Genomic DNA, 19,516 nt, shown 5'->3' with positions numbered 1-19,516 from the left:
CGGCGGTTTTTTTGTTGTCGCATCACTTACATCAGCGGCTTAGCCAGCTGAACAAGGGTGATAAGCGGCTGCGGGTAGATACCGAGCACTAACACCAGCAGAGCGGAAATCAGCACCACAATCCCCCCCGCGCTGTACTGCCAGTCAGACGGCGCATCGCGGTTGAGCTGCTGCGGCGCGTTCAGATAGAGACTGACCGCCACGCGCAGGTAGTAGTAAAGACCGATCGCCGAGCCGATCACCACGGCGGCAGTCAGCCACCACAGGTGCGCCTGCACGCCCACCGCCAGCACGTAGAACTTCCCGATAAAGCCCAGCGTCATCGGGATACCCGCCAGAGACAGCATCATCACGGTCATCACCGCCGCCAGAATCGGACGGTGCCAGAACAGGCCGCGATAGGAGTAGAGCGATTCCGCGTCCGGGCCACGGTATGGGCTGGACATCAGGCTCACCACGCCAAACGCGCCGAGGCTGCTGAACAGGTAGCCTGCCAGGTAGACGCCGACCGTCTCCATCGACATCTCATGATCTTTGATAGCGATCAGCGCCACCAGCAGGTAGCCAAGATGGGAGATGGAGGAGTAACCGAGCAGACGCTTGATATTGGTCTGGCTCAGGGCCATCAGGTTACCGAAGATGATAGAAGCAAAGGCGATAACGCCCAGCACCACGCGTACCGCTTCGCTGTCGCCCACCGGCGCATACAGGAACAGACGCATCACCACGCCGAAGATGGCGATTTTGCTCGCCGTCGCCAGGAAAGTGGAGACCGGCGCAGGCGCGCCCTGGTAAACATCCGGCGTCCACAGGTGGAACGGCACCAGGGAGAGCTTAAAGCCCAGCCCAACAATCATCAGCCCCAGACCAATCAGCAGCAGCGGCTCGCGCAGCATCTCGCCGCCGAGGCTCTTGCCGAGCGCCACGAAGGAGAGGTTGCCGGACTGCGCGTACACCAGCGCTATACCAAACAGCAGGAACGATGACGCTGCGGCAGAGAGAATGGTGTATTTGATACTCGCTTCCAGCGACCGTTTCTGGCGGAAGGCATAGCCCACCAGACCAAACAGCGGCAGGGAGATAAGTTCGATACCCAAAAACAGCGCCGCCAGATGGTTAGCGTTGGCCAGCAGGATACCGCCCAGCGCGGCAATCAGCACCAGCAGGTAGAACTCTTCCCGGTTGTCGTTATAGCCTTCCAGCCACGGATAAGCGAAGGTGCAGGTCGCCAGGCTCGCCAGCAGCACCAGTCCGGTGTAAAGCATGGCGTAGCCGTCAACACGCATCAACGGCGTGACGTCCATCGCCCCCGCCTGGCCAACAAACCAGAGGGAGACCAGCGCGGCATTCAGGCCAATAACCGATAACGTAGCATTAAGAAAATGGTTGCGTCGCCACGCTATGGAGAGCATCACAACCACCACCGTCAATCCGACGATCAGCAGCGGTAGCAGCGCAATCAGGTGTTGTGTGGTTAAATTCATAGCGCTTTACGGCCTTGTAGTAGAAACAGAATTAACAAACCACTGCTGGATATTGCTCATCGCAGAATGCGAGGTATCCAGAATCGGCTGCGGATAGAAGCCAAGCAGTACCAGAAGCACAACCAGCGTCAGAATAATAAGCAGCTCGCGCAGTGACATCCCCGGCAGCTCTTTCGCCGCGATTTCGCTTTTCGCTTTACCAAAGTAAGCGCGATGCAGCATCGCCAGCGAATAGACGGAGGCGAAGACCAGACCGAAGGTTGAGATAACGGTAATGACCGGCACGACCTGATAGCTGCCGAACAGAATCATAAATTCGCCGACGAAGTTACCGGTACCCGGCATACCCAGCGTCGCCACCGCGAAGAACATCGACAGCGCCGGCAGCCATTTGATTTTGCTCCACAGGCCGCCCATCTGACGCATATCACGGGTGTGCAGACGTTCATAAAGCTGCCCGCAAAGAATAAACAGCCCCGCCGCAGAGAGGCCGTGGGCAATCATCTGAATGACCGCGCCCTGGTAGGCCAGCTGGCTGCCGGTGTAGATAGCAATCAGCACAAACCCCATGTGCGAAACGGAGGTGTAGGCGATAAGACGCTTGATATCGTACTGGGTAAACGCCATCCACGCGCCGTAGAAAATACCGATAACGCCCAGCCACATGGCAATCGGCGCGAACTCCGCCGACGCGTTAGGGAACAGCGGCAGGGAGAAGCGCAGCAGGCCGTAGGCGGCGGTTTTCAGCAGGATCCCGGCGAGGTCGACGGAACCGGCGGTCGGCGCCTGCGAGTGCGCGTCAGGCAGCCAGCCGTGCAGCGGCACCACCGGCATTTTCACCGCGAAGGCGATGAAGAAGCCCAGCATCAGCAGATATTCCACCCCGTGAGACATCGGCGTTTTCAGCAGGTCTTCATAGCTAAATGTCCAGACGCCGGTGGCGTTATGGTGCACCAGCACCAGCGCCAGAATGGCAATCAGCATCACCAGACCGCTCGCCTGGGTGTAGATGAAGAACTTCGTGGCCGCCGTGATACGCGTTTTACCGTCAGAGGCTTTGTGGCCCCAGAGCGCGATCAGGAAGTACATCGGCACCAGCATCATTTCCCAGAAGAAGAAGAACAGGAACATGTCGATGGCAAGGAACACGCCGATAACGCCGCCCAGGATCCACATCAGGTTAAGGTGGAAGAACCCCTGATATTTTTCAATTTCACGCCAGGAACAGAGTACCGCCAGCACGCCCAGAAAGCCGGTAAGCACCACCATCAGCAGCGACAGGCCATCCAGCGCCAGATGGACATTAATGCCAAAGCGCGGGATCCAGGGGAGCAGGAACTCCGACTGCCACTGCGGCAGACCTGCGGATTGGGTCAGCGAATAACCGCCCTGCAGCCACAGCTGCAGGCCAAGCGCGAGCGTCAATCCCATGGTGATTAGCGCGATCCAGCGCGGCATCTTCACGCCGAAGCGTTCGGTCTGCCAGCACAGAAAGCCACCAATGAAGGGGATTAATATCAACCAGGGTAATAACATAGCTACGTATGTCCCTTATATTTACTCCTGCTCAGGCTATCTCACTTGCCAGCCCGAATCCCGGCAGCGCTCGCAAGCCTCGCGTACGTAAGTACGCTCTGGCTGCTGTGCGTTGGCGGTATCCGGCCTGACTTCGCCGATGACGCCTGTATTTCAGGAACAGATTTTCAACGAATTAGTATCAAACTTACTTAATGCTCAACGCAGTACCATCAGCAGCGCCAGCACAACCACCGCGCCAATGCTCATGGAAGCGACATACCAGCGCAGATAGCCATTCTCGCTAAACAGCAGCCCTTTACCTGCGAAGCGGGAAAGGATCGCCGGTATGTTCATCAGCGTGTTCAGCGGATCGCTCTTCAGTAGCCAGGCGATGCCGAGGAATGGCTTCACGAACACTTTGTCGTACAGCCAGTCGAAGCCCCAGGCATGGAACCACCAGGTGCCGAAGAAACGGCCCGGCGCGCTGTTGGCAACCGATGTCACCAGGGTGCGTTTGCCCAGCCATAGCCACGCGGCCAGCAGAATACCGACCACCGCGACAACCCCAGAGGCTATCTCCAGCATCATCACGCTGCCGTGTTCCAGCTCGGTCGTTTCCGGCAGAACACCGTGCAACGGCGGCACAATCAACGCGCCCACGAAGGTGGAGAGGATCAGCAGCACAATCAGCGGCAGATGATGGGTAATCCCCTTCCCTGCGTGAGCGTGAATCTGTTCCTTACCGTGGAAAACAATGAAAATCATGCGGAAGGTGTACAGCGACGTCATAAACGCACCGACCAGTCCCGCCACCATCAGGTTGATATGGCCGTTGGCCATCGCCCCCGCCAGGATCTCATCCTTACTAAAGAAGCCTGCGGTGATAAGCGGCAGCGCCGACAGCGCCGCGCCCCCCACCAGGAAGCAGGCGTAAACCAGCGGAATGGATTTACGCAGGCCGCCCATCTTAAAGATGTTCTGCTCGTGGTGGCAGGCCAGAATGACCGAGCCGGACGAAAGGAACAGCAGCGCTTTAAAGAACGCGTGCGTCATCAGATGGAAAATCGCCGCGTCCCACGCCTGTACGCCCAGCGCCAGGAACATGTAGCCAATCTGGCTCATGGTGGAGTAAGCAAGCACGCGTTTGATATCGGTCTGCACCAGCGCGGCGAAACCGGCCATCAGCAGGGTAACCGCCCCGACGATGCCCACCAGATGCAGAATTTCCGGGGTCATCAGGAACAGGCCATGCGTACGCGCAATCAGGTAGACGCCTGCGGTCACCATGGTCGCGGCGTGGATCAGCGCGGAAACCGGCGTCGGGCCTGCCATCGCGTCCGCAAGCCAGGTCTGCAACGGCAGCTGCGCGGATTTACCCACCGCGCCGCCCAGCAGCATCAGCGTTGCCCACCACAGCATGTCGTTGCCCGCGGCAAAATGCTGCGGCGCCAGCTCAACCATTTCGCGGAAGTTCAGCGTCCCCAGTTCGTTGTAGAGAATGAACAGGGCGAAAGCGAGGAACACGTCGCCCACGCGGGTCACGATAAACGCTTTCATCGCCGCCGCGCCGTTCTTCGGATCGGTGTAGTAGAAGCCAATCAGCAGGTAAGAGCAGAGGCCCACGCCTTCCCAGCCGAGGTACATCAGCAGCAGGTTGTCCGCCAGTACCAGAATCACCATGCTGGCGATAAACAGGTTGGTGTAGGCGAAGAAACGGGAGTAGCCCTCTTCTCCGCGCATGTACCAGGAGGCGAACATGTGGATCAGGAAGCCCACGCCCGTCACCACCGAAAGCATGGTCAGAGAGAGGCCATCCAGCACCAGGCTAAAGCTGATATTGAAATCCCCTACCGCCATCCAGGTCCACAGCGGCTGGCTAAAGCCCTGATGACCATTATTGATGAAGTCCAGCGCGACCACGGCAGTGACCAGCGCAGATAAACCGATCGAGCCAATACCGACGGTTGCAGAGAGGTTCTCCGACCAGCGCCCACGTGAAAAAGAGAGCAGCAAAAAGCCAAGCAAAGGAAAAATAATGGTTAACGCGAGCATGTTCATCCACGCATCTCACTTACTGAATCGATATTCAGATTCTGGCGGCGACGATGGAGCTGCAGCAACAGCGCCAGGCCAATACTCGCTTCCGCAGCCGCGAGGCTGATGGCGAGGATGTACATTATCTGACCGTCAGTCTGTCCCCAGTAGCTGCCCGCGACGACGAAAGCCAGCGCGGCGGCGTTGATCATGATCTCAAGCCCGATCAGCATAAACAGCAGGTTGCGGCGAATGACCAGACCGGTTAAGCCCAGCACAAATAAAATCGCAGCGAGGATCAGTCCATGTTGTAAAGGGATCATGCGTGCTCCTCCGTTTTTCTTTTCGCGCGATCTTCAGGACGATTGCTTAACACTTCGCCCATGCGATCTTCACGGCCCACATGGAAGGCGACAACCAGCCCCGCCAGCAGCAGCATAGAGGCCAGCTCAACGGCCAGAACATAGGCCCCGAACAGGTCCTTACCTACCGCTTTCGCGCTAATCGGGGTACCGTCGATGCCCTGATCGTTAACGCCCATGATGGCGTAAATAATCACAGCCAGCAGTACCGCGGAGAGCAGCGCCGGGCCCATCCACACCTGCGGCGTGAGCCACTGGCGCTCGCGCTCGATTTCCGAGCCGCCGAGATTGAGCATCATCACCACGAACACGAACAGCACCATGATCGCGCCTGCGTAAACGATAATCTCCAGCGCACCGGCAAAGTAAGCGCCCAGCGAGAAGAAGACGCCCGAGATAGCCAGCAGCGAGATAATCAGGTACAGCAGCGCGTGCACCGGATTGGTATGGGTGATAACCCGCAGTGTCGTCAGGATGGCGACCAGGCCACAGATATAAAAAGCGAACTCCATTGCCCCTCTCCTTACGGTAACAGGCTCTTGACGTCGATAGGCTTAGCTTCGTTCTCTGCTTCGCCTTTATCTTTGCCGTCGATTGCCATACCTGCCATCCGGTAGAAGTTATATTCCGGGTATTTGCCCGGACCGGAGATCAGCAGATCCTCTTTCTCATACACCAGGTCCTGGCGCTTGTACTCGCCGAGTTCGAAATCCGGCGTCAGCTGGATTGCGGTAGTCGGGCAAGCCTCTTCACACAGACCGCAGAAGATGCAGCGCGAGAAGTTGATGCGGAAAAACTCCGGATACCAGCGGCCATCCTGCATCTCTGCTTTTTGCAGTGAAATACAGCCAACCGGACAGGCGACCGCGCACAGGTTACAGGCCACGCAGCGCTCTTCGCCGTCAGGATCGCGGGTCAGCACAATGCGACCGCGATAGCGCGGCGGCAGATATACCGGCTCTTCCGGATACATCCGGGTTTCGCGTTTCGCAAACGCGTGCAGGCCGATCATCCAGATACTACGCACCTGGGTGCCGAAGCCCACGAATAATTCTTTTAACGTCATGGTCTTTTCACCCCTTATTGCGCCTGCCAGAGAATGACGGCTGCGGTACCCAGAAGGTTAAGCAGCGTCAACGGCAGACACACTTTCCAGCCGAAGGACATTACCTGGTCATAACGCGGACGCGGCAATGCGGCACGAATCAAAATGAACATCATCATAAAGAACGCGGTTTTCAGCGCGAACCAGATAAACGGCGGTAAGAACGGACCGTGCCAGCCGCCGAAGAACAGCGTAACCATCAGGGCGGAAATGGTGACGATACCGATATACTCGCCCACAAAGAACAGACCGAACTTCATGCCGGAATATTCAATGTGGTAACCGTCAGCCAGTTCCTGCTCCGCTTCCGGCTGGTCAAACGGGTGACGGTGACACACCGCTACGCCCGCAATAGCAAAGGTGACAAAACCGAAGAACTGCGGAATGACGTTCCAGATGTCGGCCTGGTTATTGACGATGTCGGTCATATTGAATGAACCGGCCTGCGCCACCACGCCCATCAGGGAGAGACCAAGAAACACTTCGTAGCTCAGCGTCTGCGCGGATGCGCGCATCGCCCCCAGCAGCGAGTATTTGTTGTTGCTCGACCAACCGGCGAACAGCACCGCGTAGACCGCCAGACCCGCCATCATCAGGAAGAACAGCACCCCGATATTGAGGTCGGCCACGACCCAGGTGGGGCTGACCGGCACGATGGCGAAGGCCAGCAGCAGCGAGGTGAAGGCGATCATCGGCGCGAGGGTGAAAATCACGCGATCCGAGAAGCGCGGGATCCAATCCTCTTTGAAGAACATCTTGATCATGTCCGCCACCAGCTGGAGCGAGCCGCCCCAGCCTACGCGGTTCGGTCCGTAACGGTTCTGGAACAGACCCAGCAGACGGCGTTCGCCAAAGCTCATGAACGCGCCGCAGGAGACCACCACCAGCAGGATCACCACCGCTTTCAGAATGCTCAGCAGAATGTCGATAACATCCGGTGTTAACCAGCTCATGCTTGCGCCTCCTGCAGATTTTCAAGACGTGCCCCGGCGAGAACCGGCGCAATGCCCGGCAGCCCCATTGGCAGACCCACCTGCCCCGCCGTCAGCCCTTCGGAGAGCACCAGCGGCAGACTCAGGTTTTGCCCCTCGTAACTGAACGAAATATGCGCGCCCGCATTCACACCCAGTTTTGCCGCATCGGCTGGATTGAGAGTGATATAGGGCTGCGGCATACGTTGCTGGAACACCGGCGAACGCTGCGACAGTTCATCGCTACCGAACAGATGGTAATAAGGCGCGATACGCCATTTCCCCTCTTCCGCCATAAACCCTGACGGCACGGTAGTGAAGTAGTCCAGACCACTCGCCGAGGCCTCAATCAGACGCACGCCCGGATCGCCGTGACGCAGATGACCGCCCACCTCAGCCTGGAACTTGTTCCATGCCTGCGGGGAGTTCCAGCCCGGCGCCCAGGCGAACGGGATCTGAGAACGCGGCGCAGAAGGCTGGTTGTTCCCTTCCATCGAGAAGGCGAACATGGTGTCTTTATCCTGCGGCTGACGCGGCTCGTGCACGCTGATGTTGGCGCGCATCGCGGTGCGTCCGCTATAGCGGTGCGGCTCACGGGCCAGCTTCTGTCCGCGAATGCGGAAAGAGGCGTCCGGCGCAGCGTCACGAATGCCCGCCAGCTGCGGCAGTTTTTCCGCTACCGCGTCGATAACGTGGTCGAGCTGGGTCCAGTCGACCTCGCGGCTCTGCACGGTGCTGTGCAGCGAGTGCAGCCAGCGCCAGCTCTCCAGCATGATGGTTTTGCTGTCGTAATAAGCCGGGTCATAAACCTGGAAGAAACGCTGGGCGCGCCCTTCGTTGTTGATAACCGTCCCGTCGCTCTCGGCGAAGCTTGCCGCCGGAAGCACCAGGTGGGCATGCTCCATAATGGCGGTACGCTGATGGTCAATAACCAGCACCAGCGGCGCTCTGGAGAGCGCGGCATTAACGCGGGTGGCGGAGGCATGACGATGGAGATCGTTTTCCAACACCACGACGGCATCCGCCGCGCCGCTTTCCAGCTCGCTTAAGGCATCATCGAGCGAACCGCCGCCAATCAGCCCCAGACCGACGCTGTTTGCCGAACGGGCAATCATGGTAACGCCGACATCGGCACCACGGCCCTTCAGCGCTTTCGCCACGTTAGCCGCCGCCTGAATCATCTCCACGCTGCCGTTGTTGGTGCCGGAGATAATCAGCGGTTTTTTCGCACCGAGCAGCGCCTGGGTAATTACATCCACTTTGCCGCGCAGATCGTCGCTTAAGCCGTCGACCGCCGGGGCGGCTTCATCCAGCGCACTGGCGATAGCGAAGCCGAGGCGCGCCTGATCTTCAACCGGCGCGCGGTAGGTCCAGGCGGCGATATCATCAAGGCGGGTGCTGTCGACGTTAGTCACGAACAGCGGGTGTTTGGCGCGCTGGCCGATGTTAAGGATCGCCGCGATCTGCCAGTCGGCCACTTTCTGCGCCGCCGCCATTTCACGCGCTTTACCTTTCACCGCCTGGCGAACCGCCAGCGCAATGCGGGCGCCGGTCTGGGTAACGTCTTCACCCAGGATAAGCACCGCATCGTAAGATTCAATTTCGCGCAGCGCAGGGGTATGAATCCCCCCCTCGCGCAGCACTTTCAGCATCAGTTGCAGCCGCTCCTGCTCGCCCCGGGCAATACCGGTGTAGAAGTTTTCCGCCCCTACCAGCTCGCGCAGCGCGAAGTTGCTCTCCACGCTGGCGCGCGGTGAACCGATACCAATGACCTTCTTCGACTGGCGCAGAATATCCGCCGCCCCCTGCATCGCCTGCTCGGCGTTGAGGGTGATCAGATCGTCGCCGCGGCGTTGTACCGGCTGACGCGGGCGATCTTTCAGATTCACGTAACCGTAACCGAAGCGGCCCCGGTCGCAGAGGAAGTAGTGGTTAACGGTACCGTTATAGCGGTTTTCGATGCGCCTAAGCTCGCCGTAGCGCTCGCCGGGGCTGATGTTACAACCAATGGAACACTGCTGGCAGATGCTCGGCGCAAACTGCATATCCCATTTACGGTTGTAACGCTCGGAGTGGGTTTTGTCGGTAAATACCCCGGTCGGGCAGATCTCCACCAGGTTGCCGGAGAATTCGCTTTCCAGCACGCCGTCTTCCGGGCGACCGAAATAGACGTTATCGTGCGCGCCGTATACGCCCAGATCCTGACCATCCGCATAATCTTTGTAGTAACGTACGCAGCGGTAGCAGGCGATGCAGCGGTTCATTTCATGAGAGATGAACGGCCCCAGGTCCTGGTTGCGGTGGGTGCGCTTGGTAAAGCGGTAGCGACGGAAGCTGTGGCCGGTCATCACGGTCATATCCTGCAGATGGCAGTTACCGCCCTCTTCACAGACCGGACAATCGTGCGGGTGGTTGGTCATTAGCCACTCCACCACGCTTTCACGGAACTGTTTCGCCTCATCATCGTCGATAGAGATAAAGGTGCCGTCGGTCGCTGGCGTCATACAGGACATGACCAGCCGACCGCGCGTGTCTTCCGCGTTTTGATATTGCTTCACCGCACACTGGCGGCAAGCACCGACGCTCCCCAGCGCCGGGTGCCAGCAAAAATACGGAATATCAAGGCCGAGTGAGAGACATGCCTGCAGCAGGTTGTCCGCCCCGTTGACCTCGTATTCTTTGCCGTCTACATGAATCGTAGCCATTTGCGTGCTTCCAGTTGGCTCAGCCGAGACCGAGCGTTAATCAAAATTCGTTCCCCTCACCCCGGCCCTCTCCCCAAAGGGGCGAGGGAGTACACCGGACGGTCCCCTCTCTCCTTTGGGGAGAGGGTTAGGGTGAGGGGCAAAAATCACCAGCGCGTCTTAAGCAGGTTCGGCTGAATCCCATTAATCGCATGGGTGTTGCTGAACTGCTGCTTGATGCCTGCCTCGAATTCGTCGCGGAAATATTTAATCGCGCTCTGGAGCGGCTCAACCGCGCCCGGCGCATGCGCGCAGAAGGTTTTACCCGGCCCGAGGAATCGACACAGTTGCTCAAGTGTCTCGATATCGCCCGGCTGGCCTTCGCCACGTTCAATGGCGCGCAGGATCTTCACGCTCCACGGCAGGCCGTCACGGCAGGGGGTACACCAGCCGCAGGACTCACGGGCAAAGAACTCTTCCAGGTTACGCACCAGCGACACCATGTTGATCTCGTGGTCAACGGCCATCGCCAGCGAGGTGCCCAGACGGCTGCCCGCTTTACCGATGCTTTCAAACTCCATCGGCAGGTCGAGGTGCGCTTCCGTCAGGAAGTCGGTTCCCGCGCCGCCCGGCTGCCAGGCTTTGAATTTCAGCCCGTCACGCATGCCGCCCGCATAATCTTCAAGAATCTCACGGGCGGTGGTGCCGAACGGCAGTTCCCAGACGCCAGGGTTCTTGACGCGGCCGGAGAAGCCCATCAGCTTGGTGCCCGCATCTTTACTGGCAGAGATGCCCTGGTACCACGCCACGCCGTTAGCCAGAATCGCCGGTACGTTGCACAGGGTTTCGACGTTGTTAACGCAGGTCGGTTTACCCCACACGCCGGAGCTTGCCGGGAACGGCGGCTTGGAGCGCGGGTTCGCGCGGCGGCCTTCCAGGGAGTTAATCAGCGCCGTCTCTTCGCCGCAGATATAACGCCCTGCCCCGGTATGGACAAAGAGTTCGAAATCGAAGCCGCTGCCCATAATGTTTTTACCAAGCAGCCCCGCTTCGGTCGCTTCGGCAATCGCACGACGCAGGTTTTGCGCCGCCTCAATGTATTCGCCGCGCAGGAAGATGTAACCGCGGTACGCTTTCAGGGCGAAGGCGGAGATCAGCATGCCTTCTACCAGCAGGTGCGGCAGCTGTTCCATCAGCAGACGGTCTTTGTAGGTGCCCGGCTCCATCTCATCGGCGTTACACAGCAGGTAGCGGATGTTCATGGATTCATCTTTCGGCATCAGGCTCCATTTCAGGCCCGTCGAGAAGCCCGCGCCGCCGCGCCCTTTCAGGCCTGCGTCTTTGACCGCGTTGACGATCTCATCCGGCGCCATGCCGGAGAGCGCTTTACGCGCCCCTTCATAACCGTTTTTACTGCGATATTCATCCAGCCAGACCGGCTGCTTATCGTCGCGCAGACGCCAGGTCAGCGGATGCGTCTCGGCAGTACGAATTACCGTTTTCATTTGTACTGCTCCAGCAGGTCAGGAATGGCTTCCGGCGTCAGATAACTGTGAGTATCCTCATCAATCATCATGGTCGGCCCCTTGTCGCAGTTGCCCAGGCAGCAGGTCGGCAGCAGGGTAAAGCGACCATCAAACGTGGTCTGGCCCGGCTTGATATTGAGCTTTTTCTCAATGGCCGCCTGGATACCCTGATAGCCGGTAATATGGCAAACCACGCTGTCGCAGTAGCGGATCACGTGGCGGCCAACCGGCTGGCGGAAGATCTGGCTATAGAACGTCGCCACGCCTTCCACGTCGCTCGCCGGGATGCCCAGCACGTCGGCGATGGCGTAAATCGCCCCGTCCGGCACCCAGCCACGCTGTTTCTGTACGATCTTCAGCGCTTCAATGGACGCCGCACGCGGGTCTTCGTAGTGGTGCTTCTCGTGCTCAATGGCGGCACGTTCTGCTTCACTCAGCTCAAAAGCCTCGGTTTGTGGTTGTTGATTCTCGTGCATAATTAGCGGTCCACATCTGACATAACAAAATCGATACTACCCAGATAGACGATCAGGTCGGAGACCAGGCTGCCGCGGATCGCCGACGGGATCTGCTGCAGATGCGGGAAGCTTGGCGTCCGCACGCGGGTGCGGTAGCTCATGGTGCTGCCATCGCTGGTCAGGTAGTAACTGTTGATCCCCTTGGTCGCCTCAATCATCTGGAAGGATTCGTTGGCCGGCATTACCGGGCCCCAGGAAACCTGCAGGAAGTGGGTAATCAGGGTTTCGATATGTTGCAGCGTGCGCTCTTTCGGCGGCGGCGTGGTCAGCGGATGGTCCGCCTTGAACGGGCCTTCCGGCATGTTGTTCAGGCACTGCTCAAGAATACGCAGGCTCTGACGCAGCTCTTCCACTTTCAGCATCACGCGGGTGTAGCAGTCGGAGATGCCGCCGCCCACCGGAATTTCAAAATCAAAATTTTCGTAGCCAGAGTACGGGCGCGCTTTACGCACGTCGAAATCGATACCCGTCGCGCGCAGGCCTGCGCCGGTGGTGCCCCACTCCAGCGCCTCTTTCGCGCCGTAGGCGGCAACGCCCTGCGCACGCCCTTTCAGAATGGTGTTGCGCAGCGCCGCCTTCTCGTAAGAGGCCAGACGCTTCGGCATCCAGTCAAGGAACTCACGCAGCAGGCGATCCCAGCCGCGCGGCAGATCGTGCGCCACGCCGCCGATGCGGAACCACGCCGGGTGCATACGGAAACCGGTAATCGCTTCCACCAGGTCGTAGATTTTCTGACGGTCGGTAAAGGCGAAGAACACCGGCGTCATCGCGCCGACGTCCTGAATAAAGGTCGAGATATAGAGCAGATGGCTGTTAATACGGAACAGCTCGGAGAGCATCACGCGAATCACGTTCACGCGATCCGGCACGGTGATCCCCGCCAGCTTCTCTACCGCCAGCACATACGGCATTTCGTTAACGCAGCCGCCGAGGTACTCGATACGGTCGGTATAAGGAATGTAGCTGTGCCAGGACTGGCGTTCGCCCATTTTCTCCGCGCCGCGATGGTGGTAACCGATATCCGGCACGCAGTCGACAATCTCTTCGCCGTCAAGCTGCAGGATGATACGGAACGCGCCGTGGGCGGAGGGGTGGTTCGGGCCGAGGTTGAGGAACATAAAGTCCTCGTTTTCGGTGCCGCGCTTCATGCCCCAGTCTTCCGGCTTGAAGGTCAGCGCTTCCATCTCCAGATCCTGTTTGGCTTTGGTCAGCTCAAACGGGTCGAATTCGGTGGCGCGCGCCGGGTAATCTTTACGCAGCGGGTGGCCGGTCCAGGTCTGCGGCATCATGATGCGCGTCAGGTGCGGATGGCCGTCAAACGTGATGCCAAACATCTCCCAGGTTTCACGCTCATACCAGTTGGCGTTAGGGAAAAGTTTGGTGAAGGTCGGCACGTGCAGATCGTTTTCAGACAGCGCCACCTTGAGCATGATATCGCTGTTGCGGTCTATTGAGAGCAGGTGGTAGAAAACGGAAAAATCCGCCGCGGGTAAGCCGTGGCGGTGCGTACGCAGACGTTCGTCCATGCCGTGCAGGTCGTACAGCATGACGTAAGGTTTCGGCAGTTTCTTTAAGAAATCGCCAACGGCAAGTAACTGTTCGCGCTTCACCCAAACAACAGGCACCCCGGTGCGGGTCGCCTGAATGGTAAAGGCATCCGGCCCAAAACGGTTGCGCAGTTCGCCAATGACCGGATCATCCTGGTGATCCCGGGTCTGCCATAAGGCGTCTTGCGCAGTTAAGTCAGTCATATTGTTCACCATTGCAAAAGTTCCGTGGTGACTGTCAGGTCCGGCTTCGCGTTAGTTAATTTTTAAAATGCGAAGTATCCGCCGCGACCCGCAGGCGCAAATTAAATCTCGTCAGGTGTACGCAGGTTGGTTACTGCAATACGTTCGCCGCGTTTACGCTCGCGTTCCGACTGCATATTGGCGCGATACACGCCCTGATCGCCAACCACCCAGGAGAGCGGACGACGCTCCTTACCAATGGAGTCCTGCAGCAGCATCAGCGCCTGCATATAGGCCTCAGGACGCGGCGGACAGCCGGGAATGTACACATCGACCGGTATGAATTTATCGACGCCCTGCACCACCGAATAGATGTCGTACATGCCGCCTGAATTGGCGCACGCGCCCATGGAAATCACCCATTTCGGCTCCAGCATCTGGTCATACAGACGTTGAATAACCGGCGCCATCTTGGTGAACGGCGTGCCCGCGATAACCATCAGGTCGGCCTGACGCGGTGAAGCACGTAATACTTCCGCCCCGAAACGCGCAACGTCATGCACCGCAGTGAATGACGTTACCATCTCAACGTAGCAGCAGGAGAGGCCAAAGTTATAGGGCCAGATTGAGTTTTTACGGCCCCAGTTAACCAGGTCATGGAGTTTGCCCATGAACACCGTCTTGTTAACTTCCTGCTCCAGAGGGTCGGTTACGATCTCCTGTTTTTGCAGGGGGTAACGGTCGTTCTCACCGTTGGGATCTATGCGGGTGAGCGTATAATCCATCTTATTGCCTCGCGATTAGCGTTGACGATTAGTGTAGCTGTCGGTCTCGGGGTTGAGTCGCTCGCGGCGTGAACGCTCAGGCGTCCAGTCCAGCGCGCCGATTCGTACCAGGTAAACAAGACCCGCCAGCAGCACTAAAATGAAAATTGCGGCTTCAACAAAGCCAACCCAGCCGCTTTCGCGAATTGAGGTAGACCATGCGAACAAATAGAGCGCTTCGACGTCGAAGATGACGAAGAACATCGCCACCAGGTAGAACTTGGCGGAGAGCCGAAGACGCGCGGTGCCCACAGAATCAATACCGGATTCAAAGGGGACGTTTTTATGTCTCGCCCGCGCCCGGCCGCCAAGGTAACGGCCACCGATGAGCATCAGGCAGCACAAGCCGATAGCGACAATAAGAAAGATAGCGAATGCCCAGTGATGAGCGATGATTTCAGTGGATGTTGACATACGCATTGCTTAACTCAAAAGGTAGCGCTGACTTCCCTGCTCTTACCGGCAGATGGCGCCACATCGATTCATGGGGAGGAATAAAACCACACGTTAAGTATGAATTTGACAAAGTCGGTCAAACGATGTGGGTTTTTACTCCTTTCTATAACCTTTTGTCAACTTTAACAAAAGTTTCCTCACATTAGTTTACATTGACTTTAATTCATTAACATTAAATGCCGTTTTCTTTTACGATAAAGAACATGCCCATAACCGTGCTGGGTGTTGAATCGAGTCCGTTGTGAGTTTTAACACCTGTTACCCTCTTATTTTGACAGGATTTTACCTGGATTCCTCCCCCTCTCCCGGAGTATTTTCTTGATCTGAGACACGCTTTTGTTAATTCATCACTAAAAACAGCAACAAAAAGCGCAGTTTTTTAACATGAAGTGTTATTACCAAAAACTATAGATCATGTGCGGGATTATTACCCGACATCTTTATAACTATTTGATTTTTATGCAGATGGAAGAAAGAGAATCATTCATCACGATTATTTTGTGCAAAAAATAAACCGGTGACAGCATTTTTGCCATCAACGGTCTATTTTCCTAATTACATTTTGTTACCAGATTTCAGGCGGCCGTTTAGCCAAAATTATCTTCTACCAGCGCGGAATCCCCTCCCCCTTCCGGAGTATCGTCACCGTAGTGTCGGGGGTGCTGATAGTCGCTCATGGCATCAAAAACCAGCTGCGCCAGTTCGTTGCGGCTGATCGGGTTGCGGCAGAGCAGGTATTCGGTATCGGGCAGCAGGGGCAACCCTTCCGAACGGCCCAACACCCGCAAGTCCTGGCTCATCATCTCAACGGGACGGGCGGTGATACCAATACCCGCTTTCACCGCTGCCTTTACTGCCGCCAGGGATGAGGCGACATAGGCGATGCGCCAGGAGATGCCCGCCGCATGAAGCGCGCTGAGCACCATATCGCGGTAGGGGCCAGGCTCGTTGACCAGCACCAGCGGCACCGCCTCCCCTTTTTGCAGACTGAAATCAGCGGCACAGTACCAGTGCGTCGGCGAGGTACGCAGCGTCAGACAGGTGTAGTTTTCCGGCCGCCAGGTGGTGAGGAAAAGATCCATATCCTCTTCCCCTGCTCCCTGCTGGTTGAACGGGCTCCGCTTTACGCGGATGTCCATCGCCAGTTTCGGGTAGATGGCGCTGATCTGGCTAAGAAGAAAAGGCAGTATGGTATCGGCGGATTCATCAGACGCGCCGAGAGTAAGGGTTCCTTCAACGCTGCTAAACATCAGCGAAGTGCAGGCTTCATCGTTAAAACGCAGAATTTTTCTCGCGTAGCCAAGAAGCTGGATGCCGTGTTCCGTCAATAGCTTATTGCGGCCATGGCGGGCAAAAAGCTCTTTGCCGACTAATTGCTCCAGCCTCTGCATCTGCTGGCTGACGGCAGATTGGGTACGACAAACTGCGGCAGCCGCAGCGGCGAAAGTATTTAAATCAGCGACCGCAACGAAGGTTCTCAGCAGATCGAGGTCGAGATTCAGTATCGGACGATTTGCATTTATCATAATTTTTCACTTACGGGTCTCCCTGTGGGAACAACCCGGGTTTATGCTGTGCGCGTAAGTTTTAAACAATTCCCTTTTTATGTGCTCCCGGCAGGACGAGACAGGTCAGCCTGCCGTAAAAGCCCGTTGTTTATAGATTACGTAGCAAATGAGAACGGATCGCCCCACGTTATTTGATCTGTTCTCATTTCCGCCGAATATATAAACCACATGAATAGTTGTTAATCCTTTTAAAGAAAAACCGTTTTTTTGCAACATACCCGATAGTGCCCTGGAGGTATGTCAGATACAACATATTCAGAAAGTTAAGCGGTTATAAAAACCTTTTAAAACAATAAATTAATAATAAAACGAGTATCCACAGAGAACTGACACATATCTCCCCTCTCATTTCCGATCATCATTTTAACCTAAAAGCTTTATATTTATAAGCATTATTACGCTTCCCCCATTGTCGTGAAAAACCCAGGAAAAAGTCTGAATAAATATAGTTAATGTCTCATTTTCTTCCGCTAAATATTAATAGCCTGGAATAATAAATACCCGACTGATTAAATTTACTTAACATTGGCTTCACATCAAGCGTATCACTATTCCCGAATTCTGCCGTTAACAACGGTCTGTGACGGCTGATTTTTTTAAGCAAAAACGACTATCACTTATTGCCATACCAGCGTAATAAACCAGAAAATAACAATTTACCGGAAGTACATAAAGTCTTAATAGCGTAAAGCAGAGTAAAAAATGTTAAGAGTGATGGGGTTAAGGCAAAATCTTGTTCTGCCAACCCTTCAAAACCGACCGCTGGGGGAGTACATTGTTCGGTGCTGACTTCCACGGCAGGGAGTGGCACTCACAGATAAAAGGTCAAGATTCATGTCCGCCATAGAAAAATCCAGCAAATTAGACAACGTCTGTTATGACATCCGTGGGCCGGTTCTTAAAGAGGCGAAACGCCTGGAAGAAGAAGGCAATAAAGTTTTAAAGCTCAATATTGGCAACCCCGCCCCCTTCGGTTTTGACGCGCCCGACGAGATCCTGGTCGACGTGATTCGCAATCTGCCCACCGCGCAGGGCTATTGCGATTCAAAAGGACTCTATTCCGCGCGTAAAGCCATCATGCAGCATTACCAGGCACGCGGTATGCGCGACGTTACCGTTGAAGATATCTATATCGGCAACGGCGTCTCTGAACTCATTGTTCAGTCGATGCAGGCGCTGCTGAACAGCGGCGATGAAATGCTGGTGCCCGCGCCAGACTACCCGTTATGGACGGCGGCGGTCTCTTTGTCGAGCGGCAAGGCTGTACACTACTTATGTGATGAATCTTCCGGCTGGTTCCCGGACCTGGACGATATTCGCGCGAAAATTACCCCGCGCACGCGCGGTATCGTCATCATTAACCCGAATAACCCCACCGGCGCGGTCTACTCAAAAGAGCTGCTGCTGGAGATCGTCGAGATCGCCCGTCAGCATAATCTGATCATTTTCGCCGACGAAATTTACGACAAAATTCTTTATGATGCGGCCCAGCATCACTCCATTGCCGCGCTGGCTCCCGATCTGTTCACCATCACCTTTAATGGCCTGTCGAAAACCTATCGCGTCGCGGGTTTCCGTCAGGGCTGGATGATATTAAGCGGGCCGAAAAAACACGCCAAAGGCTATATCGAAGGGCTGGAAATGCTGGCCTCAATGCGCCTTTGCGCTAACGTCCCCGCTCAGCATGCGATCCAGACGGCGATTGGCGGCTACCAGAGCATCAGTGAGTTTATCGCGCCCGGCGGTCGTCTGTATGAGCAGCGCAACCGCGCCTGGGAGCTACTCAACGAGATCCCTGGGGTCTCCTGCGTGAAGCCGCAGGGCGCGCTCTACATGTTCCCGAAAATCGACGCGAAGCGCTTTAATATTCACGATGACCAGAAAATGGTGCTGGATTTCCTGTTACAGGAAAAAGTACTGCTGGTTCAGGGCACCGCCTTTAACTGGCCGTGGCCCGATCATGTCCGTATCGTGACGCTGCCGCGCATTGATGACCTGGATATGGCGATTACCCGTTTTGGCCGTTTCCTGTCCGGCTATCATCAGTAAACGCTTCGGGGGAGGATTTGCATCTTCCCCCCACTCTGCGCACAATGGTTTATCGTCGCAGTTACAGACAAGGTTAACCATGAGTCAAAGCCACTTCTTCGCTCACCTCTCCCGCCTCAAATTAATCAACCGCTGGCCGCTGATGCGCAACGTGCGCACGGAAAATGTGTCGGAACATAGCCTGCAGGTGGCGATGGTTGCCCATGCGCTGGCGGCCATTAAAAACCGCAAATTCGGCGGCGAACTCAACGCTGAGCGGATTGCGCTTCTGGCGATGTATCACGACGCTTCCGAGGTGCTGACCGGCGATTTACCGACGCCGGTAAAATATTTCAACTCGCAGATTGCTCAGGAATATAAGGCCATCGAGAAAATCGCCCAGCAGAAACTGGTGGAGATGGTGCCGGACGAGCTGCGCGATATCTTCGCGCCGTTGATTGATGAGCATCACTATAGTGATGAAGAAAAATCCATCGTCAAACAGGCGGATGCGCTGTGTGCCTACCTGAAATGCCTGGAAGAGCTGTCGGCGGGCAATAATGAGTTTCTGCTGGCGAAAAGCCGCCTGGAAAAAACCCTTGAAGCCCGCCGTAGCCCGGAGATGGACTATTTTATGGCGGTGTTTGTCCCCAGCTTCCATCTATCACTGGATGAAATAAGCCAGGATTCTCCCCTCTGATTATCTCT

16 protein-coding genes are annotated in these 19,516 nt (G+C 56.4%); 2 read left to right on the top strand and 14 right to left on the bottom strand.

What is annotated here, in order from left to right; translation table 11 throughout:
- Positions 1–26: 26 nt before the first annotated feature.
- The 14 genes from nuoN to lrhA all read right to left on the bottom strand — a co-directional run bounded on the left by nuoN (position 27) and on the right by lrhA (position 16,738).
- Positions 27–1,484: an NADH-quinone oxidoreductase subunit NuoN gene (nuoN, locus tag ENTHG_RS01810; protein WP_044172849.1), complete on the bottom strand. Its 1,458-nt coding sequence runs from the start codon at positions 1,482–1,484 to the stop codon at positions 27–29.
- Between the two features lie 6 nt (positions 1,485–1,490).
- Complete coding sequence (nuoM, locus tag ENTHG_RS01805; RefSeq protein ID WP_044172845.1) at positions 1,491–3,020, bottom strand: NADH-quinone oxidoreductase subunit M; 1,530 nt, start codon at positions 3,018–3,020, stop codon at positions 1,491–1,493.
- Positions 3,021–3,218: 198 nt separating this feature from the next.
- Positions 3,219–5,060: an NADH-quinone oxidoreductase subunit L gene (nuoL, locus tag ENTHG_RS01800; RefSeq protein WP_044172843.1), complete on the bottom strand. Its 1,842-nt coding sequence runs from the start codon at positions 5,058–5,060 to the stop codon at positions 3,219–3,221.
- Positions 5,057–5,359: an NADH-quinone oxidoreductase subunit NuoK gene (nuoK, locus tag ENTHG_RS01795; protein ID WP_004388260.1), complete on the bottom strand. Its 303-nt coding sequence runs from the start codon at positions 5,357–5,359 to the stop codon at positions 5,057–5,059. Before nuoK ends, nuoL begins: the two co-directional genes overlap by 4 nt.
- Positions 5,356–5,910, bottom strand: a complete 555-nt coding sequence (gene nuoJ / locus ENTHG_RS01790; protein ID WP_044172835.1) for an NADH-quinone oxidoreductase subunit J — start codon at positions 5,908–5,910, stop codon at positions 5,356–5,358. The genes nuoK and nuoJ overlap by 4 nt, the downstream gene beginning before the upstream one ends.
- Before the next feature lie 11 nt (positions 5,911–5,921).
- A complete protein-coding gene (gene nuoI, locus ENTHG_RS01785; protein WP_044172833.1) occupies positions 5,922–6,464 on the bottom strand; it encodes an NADH-quinone oxidoreductase subunit NuoI in 543 nt (180 codons plus the stop codon).
- A gap of 14 nt (positions 6,465–6,478) precedes the next feature.
- Positions 6,479–7,456, bottom strand: a complete 978-nt coding sequence (gene nuoH, locus ENTHG_RS01780) for an NADH-quinone oxidoreductase subunit NuoH (RefSeq protein ID WP_044172830.1) — start codon at positions 7,454–7,456, stop codon at positions 6,479–6,481.
- Positions 7,453–10,179 carry an NADH-quinone oxidoreductase subunit NuoG gene (gene nuoG, locus ENTHG_RS01775; RefSeq protein WP_044172828.1) on the bottom strand — a complete coding sequence of 909 codons (2,727 nt, stop codon included), beginning with the start codon at positions 10,177–10,179 and terminating at the stop codon, positions 7,453–7,455. The genes nuoH and nuoG overlap by 4 nt, the downstream gene beginning before the upstream one ends.
- 146 nt (positions 10,180–10,325) lie before the next feature.
- On the bottom strand, positions 10,326–11,663 hold the full coding sequence (gene nuoF, locus ENTHG_RS01770) for an NADH-quinone oxidoreductase subunit NuoF (protein ID WP_044172825.1): 1,338 nt from the start codon (positions 11,661–11,663) through the stop codon (positions 10,326–10,328).
- Positions 11,660–12,160, bottom strand: coding sequence for an NADH-quinone oxidoreductase subunit NuoE (gene nuoE, locus ENTHG_RS01765; RefSeq protein ID WP_044172822.1), 501 nt, complete (start codon positions 12,158–12,160; stop codon positions 11,660–11,662). The genes nuoF and nuoE overlap by 4 nt, the downstream gene beginning before the upstream one ends.
- A gap of 2 nt (positions 12,161–12,162) precedes the next feature.
- Positions 12,163–13,965 (bottom strand): NADH-quinone oxidoreductase subunit C/D, encoded by a 1,803-nt coding sequence (nuoC, locus tag ENTHG_RS01760; RefSeq protein ID WP_106403176.1) that lies wholly within the window; start codon positions 13,963–13,965, stop codon positions 12,163–12,165.
- An 89-nt stretch (positions 13,966–14,054) separates the two neighbouring features.
- A complete protein-coding gene (gene nuoB / locus ENTHG_RS01755) occupies positions 14,055–14,717 on the bottom strand; it encodes an NADH-quinone oxidoreductase subunit NuoB (protein ID WP_044172819.1) in 663 nt (220 codons plus the stop codon).
- A gap of 15 nt (positions 14,718–14,732) precedes the next feature.
- Positions 14,733–15,176 carry an NADH-quinone oxidoreductase subunit NuoA gene (gene nuoA, locus ENTHG_RS01750; RefSeq protein ID WP_044172817.1) on the bottom strand — a complete coding sequence of 148 codons (444 nt, stop codon included), beginning with the start codon at positions 15,174–15,176 and terminating at the stop codon, positions 14,733–14,735.
- 623 nt (positions 15,177–15,799) lie between these two features.
- Complete coding sequence (lrhA, locus tag ENTHG_RS01745; protein ID WP_044172815.1) at positions 15,800–16,738, bottom strand: transcriptional regulator LrhA; 939 nt, start codon at positions 16,736–16,738, stop codon at positions 15,800–15,802.
- An 876-nt stretch (positions 16,739–17,614) separates the two neighbouring features.
- Between lrhA and ENTHG_RS01740 the strand changes: the two genes are divergently transcribed.
- Positions 17,615–18,829 carry a pyridoxal phosphate-dependent aminotransferase gene (locus ENTHG_RS01740; protein WP_044172812.1) on the top strand — a complete coding sequence of 405 codons (1,215 nt, stop codon included), beginning with the start codon at positions 17,615–17,617 and terminating at the stop codon, positions 18,827–18,829.
- 79 nt (positions 18,830–18,908) lie between these two features.
- Positions 18,909–19,508 (top strand): 5'-deoxynucleotidase, encoded by a 600-nt coding sequence (gene yfbR, locus ENTHG_RS01735; RefSeq protein WP_044172810.1) that lies wholly within the window; start codon positions 18,909–18,911, stop codon positions 19,506–19,508.
- Positions 19,509–19,516 lie beyond the last annotated feature (8 nt).

The organism is Phytobacter massiliensis JC163 (assembly GCF_000321045.1).
GTDB lineage: Bacteria > Pseudomonadota > Gammaproteobacteria > Enterobacterales > Enterobacteriaceae > Phytobacter_A > Phytobacter_A massiliensis.
Note: the sequence above shows the minus strand (reverse complement) of the source record. Positions and strands in the feature narration are given on the sequence as shown.